The 7,420-nt window shown below is 41.9% G+C and carries 3 protein-coding genes; 1 reads left to right on the top strand and 2 read right to left on the bottom strand.

Annotated features, from left to right (window positions below):
* Together B3Z75_RS07920 and B3Z75_RS07915 are read right to left on the bottom strand one after the other, a co-directional pair.
* Positions 1–3,002: SusC/RagA family TonB-linked outer membrane protein (locus B3Z75_RS07920; protein WP_294069702.1), on the bottom strand; the 3,002-nt coding region annotated here is incomplete at its 3' end.
* Positions 3,003–3,034: 32 nt separating this feature from the next.
* Positions 3,035–3,982 carry a sugar phosphate isomerase/epimerase family protein gene (locus tag B3Z75_RS07915; RefSeq protein ID WP_294069699.1) on the bottom strand — a complete coding sequence of 316 codons (948 nt, stop codon included), beginning with the start codon at positions 3,980–3,982 and terminating at the stop codon, positions 3,035–3,037.
* 320 nt (positions 3,983–4,302) lie between these two features.
* Here B3Z75_RS07915 and B3Z75_RS07910 point away from each other — a divergent pair, with 320 nt between their 5' ends.
* Entirely contained in the window at positions 4,303–7,419 is a 3,117-nt protein-coding gene (locus tag B3Z75_RS07910) for a SusC/RagA family TonB-linked outer membrane protein (protein WP_294069696.1), read from the top strand.
* The last annotated feature ends 1 nt before the right edge of the window (position 7,420 follow it).

The raw sequence follows: 7,420 nt of genomic DNA, 5'->3' as shown, positions 1-7,420 counted from the left end.
CTGTTGCTAGCCAGTTTGGCATAATCCTCACCATGATCACGAGAAATTACCCCGTTCGGGCCTGCAATTGTTTGGTTTTCCGTGTCAATATCTCCTGCTATATCTTCATAAGCAAGCATTCCCGGATACATTTTTTCTTTAGAGGTAACACCCAGATAGCTGGGAGTTGTTCCTGCTGCTGTTGCCAGGTCGGTAAGATACTGCCAGTATTTGTCGATATCCTCCTGTGTACGAAGCATACCATCTCCCTGACTCGTTTGTTTCCAAGTTTTGAATCCCCATTGATAATCGGGTCCGCGATAACCGGTCCAGCTGCTTTTTTCATTCACCTCTGCCGGATAATCGAACGTGGCTTGTTGTCCAAGCACAGTCTTGTTCCAACTAATGCTATAATCTACTCCAACTGAATATCTGATTGGCCCCCACGAAGGTAGAAGTGACTGATGAATCTTGTCGTTCCATCTCAGTGAAAACTCCCAACCCCATGCATCTTTTTCTCCATAGTTGATAGGAGGAAGCTTAGCCCCGATATAGATTGGTTCTTCATCGTCGGCTATAAGCATAATCAGATCCTTTGTTTTGTCGTAATAGTAATCTGTAGTGATGGCCAAACGACTGGATAATATATTAAGATCCAATCCTATGTTGTGTTTGATGGAGCTATCCCATTTTATGTTTCTGTTTGCAGTACCACTAATATTTGCGCCCGAGGTTGGTTGTCCGCCTATACTGCCAAAACCAAGCCCTCCGGTAGGACTTATCTGGTATAGCTGAAGCCAGCTCCACGCGGTCACGTTGTCTTTACCTGTTTTTCCCAAACTATATCTCAGTTTTAAGAAATCGAAAAGGGCACTCATTTTACTATTCTTAAAGAAGTTTTCCTCCGAAATAACCCATCCTGCAGATGCGGTAGGGAAAGTTCCCCAGTAGTTTTCAGGAGCAAACTTTGTGGAAGCATCGGCTCGGACAACAAACTGAAGAAGATAGCGGTTGTCGTATTTATAATTCGCCCTCCCTACATAGGACAAAGATCCGCTTTCGTATCTTCTAAAGTATGTGTCATTAGCATTCGTACTCAATGTACCTGCAGTAGCACTTACACCATTATAAGATCTTCCAGGTCCTCTATACAGTTGCTGTTCATCATGACCTTCTGCTTCACCGCGCTCAACAACGCCGGTAGCAGACACATCATGCTTCCCAAAAGTACGGTTATACATCAGCATGAAATTTATTTGTTCAGATTTAACTGTGCTTTTAGCAAAGGATACTGAGGGTTTTTTACTGATATCCGATCCTTCGGGATCACCATAGTTGATGAAATTCCAGATTGTGTGATCACCAATCAAATGCATTCCTTCTTTGTCGGTGTTGCCGGCTCGCGCAAGCATGTAGTAATCTCCTACGTTATTATTGAACGTATTGGTATGACTTACCGCATAGGTTCCTCTCACCGATAATCCTTTGATAAAGGGAAGTTCATAAGTAAGTGAAAAGTTTGCATTGAACCCGTTTTGTTCATGGAAACTTCTGGATTTAGATGCTTCATTGGCAAAAAAGTTCCAGACTGCAAATCCACTTCCCACATTGGCATCAGTGGATGTGTTTACGTAGCGAGGACCGACCCATGGGGAAGTGTAGTAGTTTTTCATCTGGTTGGTCACCGGATCCAGGAGCTCAACCTCTATCGGGATATAACCCGGCATATGGCGCAGCATTGGATAATCCTGAGAAGGACTCTGGCTACCCCAGGGTCCGGACGATATCTTTGCCTGAGGGTTGTTTCCTGTGCGCTTTGTGTTAAATCCGGAAACAGAAGCAGATAATTTCATTCCTGACATCACTTTCATGTCTCCGCCGGTGCGGAAGGTCCATTTGTCGTAGTCCTGCACACTTCCAAGATTTGTCTCTTGGTTTTGATAGTTCATGCCGGCAAAGTAGGTTACTTTATCGGTACCTCCGTCCACAGTTAATGAATGACGTTGAGACAACGAGGAGTTCCAAGCCTCATCAAGCCAGTTGTGATTCAGATTTTTCATGGCATTGAGTTCACTGTCAGAATACAGATAAGGTGCATTATTTGTATTCCCATTTATCATATCAATCTGCCTGAACATTCTGTTTGTAAAAACACCTGTCTCATAGGCATTCATTGTTTTGATATGGCTTACCGCATCCGAAAAATCAAGTTTTGCTGAATAGGAGATTTTGGGTGTTCCAACCGAACCTCTTTTTGTTGTCACCAGGATAACTCCAGCAGATGCCCTGGAGCCATAAATAGCAGCCGAGGCATCTTTCAGAACCGTCATGCTCTCAATATCAGAGTGATTCAGCATATTAAAAGCAGTCATACTCGGCTCACCATTTTCGTCTACCTGCACCACATCGTCAATGACGATTAGCGGCTGATTGAAGGAGGAACTTCCGTCGAAGCTCATGGGCTGTCGTACCCGGAAAGAACCGGTTGCTCCAGGACGTCCACTGCTTTGTGATACCGATAATCCAACCACCTGACCAGCCAAGGCATCGATAATTGAGGTTCCCGGAAGTTCCGCTATCTCATCCATATTTACATTGGTGGCGGCGCCGGTCAAATCTTTTACCCGCTGTGTACCATAACCTACAACCACAACTTCGTCAAGTGTCTCTGATGATAATACCATCTGTATTGTGATATTGGCTGAGGTAACTTTCACTGTTTGTGTTTCATAGCCAACATACGACACCCTTAATTCATCACCGCTTCTTGCAGATAGTCTAAAATTACCATCCAGATCGGTTATTGTACCGCCATTGGTTCTTACAACGAGTATTGAGGCGCCGATAATGCCTTCTCCGTTCTCATCGATCACTTTACCCTGTACTGTAATGTCTTGCTCCACATTTTTCAAGGCTTCCGATTTTTCTGTTGCATGCGCCTGAAAGGTCAACGGCATGTAAAAGAAAATCAAACTAAATGCACACAAGGTTTTTAGTACATTTAATCTACGATTTGTTTTCATTTTCTTTTGTTTGTAATTCATAGATAAAAAAATTAGAAATCATTTGATTCATTTTGAAATATAGTCTTCAAGTATTTGATATTCGTACCAAAATTCTTTTTCACGTTAGTCGGTTCATTTTTATCTCTCGATCTCTCGACAATCAGCCAACCACTCCACTCCATGTCATCCAATACATTTTTTATTTTATGCAAGTCCAGCCTCTTGTTGTAAGGCAACGTCACATCATCGGTATCAGTACAATGAATCTGACAAATTCTCTCTTTCCCCAACAGTTTCAGTTCTGCGTAAATATCCCTGCCGGCTTCCAACGGGTTTTGAAAATTATAATAGATCTTGATGGCAGGCGAATTGATCTCGTTTAACAGCGTAATTTCCGAGGCAGCGTCCAGCGATGTTTCAATCCCAATTATCACGCCGGCTACCTCAGCCATATCTCCGGCCACTTTTAATCTTCTGATCAATTCCTGGCGGATCTCAGGCCTTTTTTGCAAATCACCCTGCACACCCAGGGGCAAAAATGCAGTTTTTACACCCATATTTTGCATTGTCGCCAGACAGTCAGCAATAAGATCCCGATAATTTTCCCTTTCTGCGAATGATTGTGCATAAAAAGCCGACATGGCAATCGAGGCAATTTTCACGCCATAGTTGTTGGATTCGTCCCCGAACATCTGTACAAAATGGGAGTCTCTTAGCTTGTTGTCAAAAAGTTCTCTGTTCCCAAGTCCCCCCATGTCTACTTCTACACCGTCAGCTCCCAGTTCACTTGTTAATTTGAAAGAGCCTATCTTCTGACGTTTTAAGATCATCCAGTCGCATACACCAATTTTATACTTTGGCCCAGACACCGGTTCTTCTGGTTTCCCCTTCGTTTCTTTACTGTTTGCAGAAAGAGGAACCCACAATAAGATGATAAATATTATGAATCGATAATACACTTCATCATTTCTTGAAACCGATATAAGTTTATCTGACATTTTTATTTATAAAAATTTAATCTTTAATTATTTTTGGTTTTATATCGTATGACGCTAAAGTTTGTTTTTTGTAATCATTTTGAATATGAAACAGTCCGAAATGTCAAAAAACACAGTTTTTATATCACTTAGATAAGTTTGAGAGGTTGACTTTATTTTACATTTGTTTAAACAATACCGTAGTCAATAGATATAATTGTTAAGTTAAACCTTGCGTTTGAAGAAATGAAAGCATATTTGTTAATATTGTTGAACGACCGTTTTTAAATTAATTAAGCATGAAAAGGGAAATTACACATTATGTTTTAAAATGCTGTCTTATGTTTGGGTTGCTGATGAATACCCTGGGATTGTTATCTCAAAACATAACGATACGCGGTACCGTAAGAGATCCAAATAATGAGCCTGTTATAGGTGCTACCATTATCTTGCGTGAAAATGTTAGCAAGGGAACGGTAAGTGATTATGACGGAAATTTTACCCTAAGCGATGTTCCGTCAAATGCAACCTTGCAGATCAGCTACGTTGGAATGTCAACTCAATCAATCCAGGTTCATGGCAGAACAGTTATTGATATTATATTGGAATCTGATGCACGGTCTCTGGACGAGATTGTGGTGGTTGGCTATGGCGTTGTGAGAAAATCTGATTTAACCGGTGCAGTAGGGAGTGTAAGATCAGAAGATATTACAGCCAAGGGATCCACCTCAGTCATGGAAGCCTTACAGGGCTCCATCCCCGGGGTAAATATTACTCAATCTTCAAGCAGAGCAGGAGATGAAATGAGTATTCAAATCAGAGGAAAGAGTTCGTTGCAGGGAGGCTCTCCTCTTTATGTGATTGATGGAGTTGTTTTTGATAACATGGATTTCCTGAATCCGATGGATATCGAGAAAATCGATGTTTTGAAGGATGCATCTTCGACCGCCATTTACGGCTCCAGGGCTACCAACGGTGTTTTGATGATAACAACAAAGAAGGGGGAAACCCAGGAGGGAAAAGCAACGGTAAGCTATGATGGTTACTATGGTTTTAAGAACATTGCAAACATGCCGGATTTCATGGATGGTGATCAGTTTATGAAGTATCGTTTTTCACGTTACCTCTCATCAAAAATGAATCCTGCTACAGGTGGCACAACGTGGACTATGAGTGAGGCCAATTTAGCAAACGTGTGGGGCGCAAATAGTGCCGTGATAAAGAGGTTATACCTTGAGAAAGATTATACAGACTGGCCGGATCTTATTACCCGTGAGGGACATCAGCAAAATCATTTTGTTAACGTTTCCGGAAATGCGAAAAATATTTCGTATAGATTCGGAATGGGATATCAGGATGAAAAAGGAGTGTTATATGATAATTACGAGCGCTGGAATATAAAAGGCGCTGTAGAACATAAGATTAATGAACGAATTCTGGCCGGTTTTTCAACCAATATGGCAACATCATTGCATAGTAATGGTTCCAGAAATTCAGTTAACAACGGATTTGCAATGACACCCCTCATGAAGGCCTTCTATTGGGAAGGAGAAAAAAATGGACAGCCTATTTTGCAGCCGGGTAAGGATCCTGTCTTATATCCGAACGGAGGAGGTCCTACCTCAACTTTTAATCCGATTGTGGACAGAGAAAATTCAAAAGATGATACAAGGAGTAATGATGTGACAGCCAACCTTTACTTCCAGTACAGTCCGGTAAAAGAGGTGATTTTAAAAACCTCGTTTGCTCCAGCATATAAAAAAATGAACAGGGGGGTGTTTTACGGTGCCGAGTCGGAAAGCAGAAGAAACCAGGCAACCAATTACGCAGAGAATATTCAAGATGAGTTCTTTTCTTACACATGGGATACGCAGGCTAATTATCTTAACAACTGGGGTGATCATAGCATAAACCTGCTTGGTCTGTTTAGTGTGTACGACATGAAAATGGAAGGGAACAACATCATAGTAACGAACATGCCTTTCGATGTGGATTGGTATAACTTAAGCTCCGGTTTAGTACAGTCCCAGGGAAGTTATTACACCCATTATTCGATGTTATCCTATGTGACACGCCTGAATTATGATTACATGGGCAAGTATCTGGCCACACTTTCAAGTCGTTGGGACGGTAGTTCCAAATTTCAAAAGGGTTCCAGATGGGGCATGTTTCCTTCCGCTGCTTTTGCGTGGAGAGTTTCAGAGGAGAAGTTTATGTCTCAAACATCCGGATGGTTGAGCAATTTAAAACTGAGATTAAGCTATGGATTGACAGGTAATAATGCATCGGTAGGTGCATACGAAACTCAGGCTATGGCGGGAGTAAAATACAATTACAACTTCGGAGGTAATCCGGTCATTGGATATGGATCTGCTTTGAGTAATGCCGATTTGACCTGGGAAAAAACCTACGAATTTAATGTGGGAATTGATTACGGATTATTGGGAAATCGCTTAAGTGGAAGTATTGATCTGTATAACAGGATTTCTAAGGATTTGTTGATGGAACTGGAAACTCCCCTGGAAGTAGGATCATCAACAGGCTCCATTTGGGATAACGTGGGAAAGGTGAAAAATTCGGGAGTTGAATTGCAACTGAAGACTGTGAATGTGAATACTCGCGACTGGAACTGGACTACTTCCTTTACATTTGCATATAACCGAAATGAGATACTGGAATTAAATGGAGGCAAGGAAGATTTAGTCGGAAACTGGTGGTTTATAGGTCACCCTATCGACGTGGTATACGGTTATGAGCTTGGAGGGATAACAACAAGAGAGGAAGCGGCTGCTTATGCGGCTGATTCATCGAAGAAAACGAAATTTTACGAGGGAGAAATGAAAATAATTGACAGGGATGGAAACGGTACAATTAATGCCGATGATAAAACGGTGATCGGTCATGATGCTCCAAACTGGACAGGTGCTGTTTTTTCGAATCTTACCTACAAAGGTTGGGACCTGGGTGCATCCCTCTATGCAAGTCAGGGTAGCAGGGTAGCCAGCCCGTTTATGGTGTCATATGCAAGCTATAGCAGCCGCGGCACACAACATTTAAACATTGATTATTACATACCCGAGGGAGCTCCCGTGTTAGGGGCAGATGGTAATATCGCACAGCAGAGTGAAACTTTTTATGGAAAATATCCATTTCCCACAGGAGGAAGTAACAATGCAGGCCAGGGTTCTTTTTATACCAACGACACCAATAACTCTATGTTTTTTGTCAACAATTCCTTCGTCAAAATAAAGAACATCACGTTGGGTTATACGATGCCCCGGAAATGGATAGCATCCACCGGTTTATCCAAATTGAGATTATACCTGAATGTAGTGAATCCGTTTGTGTTCACCAGTTATAAAGGGTTTGATCCGGAATGGGCGGATGCCAACATCAACGACGGAACCGGCGGGCCGAGTTCCAGAACATTTCAGATTGGTGTGAACTTACATTTTTAAT

The organism is Proteiniphilum sp. UBA1028 (assembly GCF_002316955.1).
Taxonomy (GTDB): domain Bacteria; phylum Bacteroidota; class Bacteroidia; order Bacteroidales; family Dysgonomonadaceae; genus Proteiniphilum.
The sequence above is the reverse complement of the archived record's forward strand: the minus strand, read 5'-3'. Positions and strand labels throughout refer to the sequence as shown.

Coding starts and splice junctions, on each gene's coding strand:
- B3Z75_RS07915 (WP_294069699.1), bottom strand. CDS start 3,982: ATGTCAGATAAACTTATATCGGTTTCAAGAAATGATGAAGTGTATTAT.
- B3Z75_RS07910 (WP_294069696.1), top strand. CDS start 4,303: ATGTTTGGGTTGCTGATGAATACCCTGGGATTGTTATCTCAAAACATA.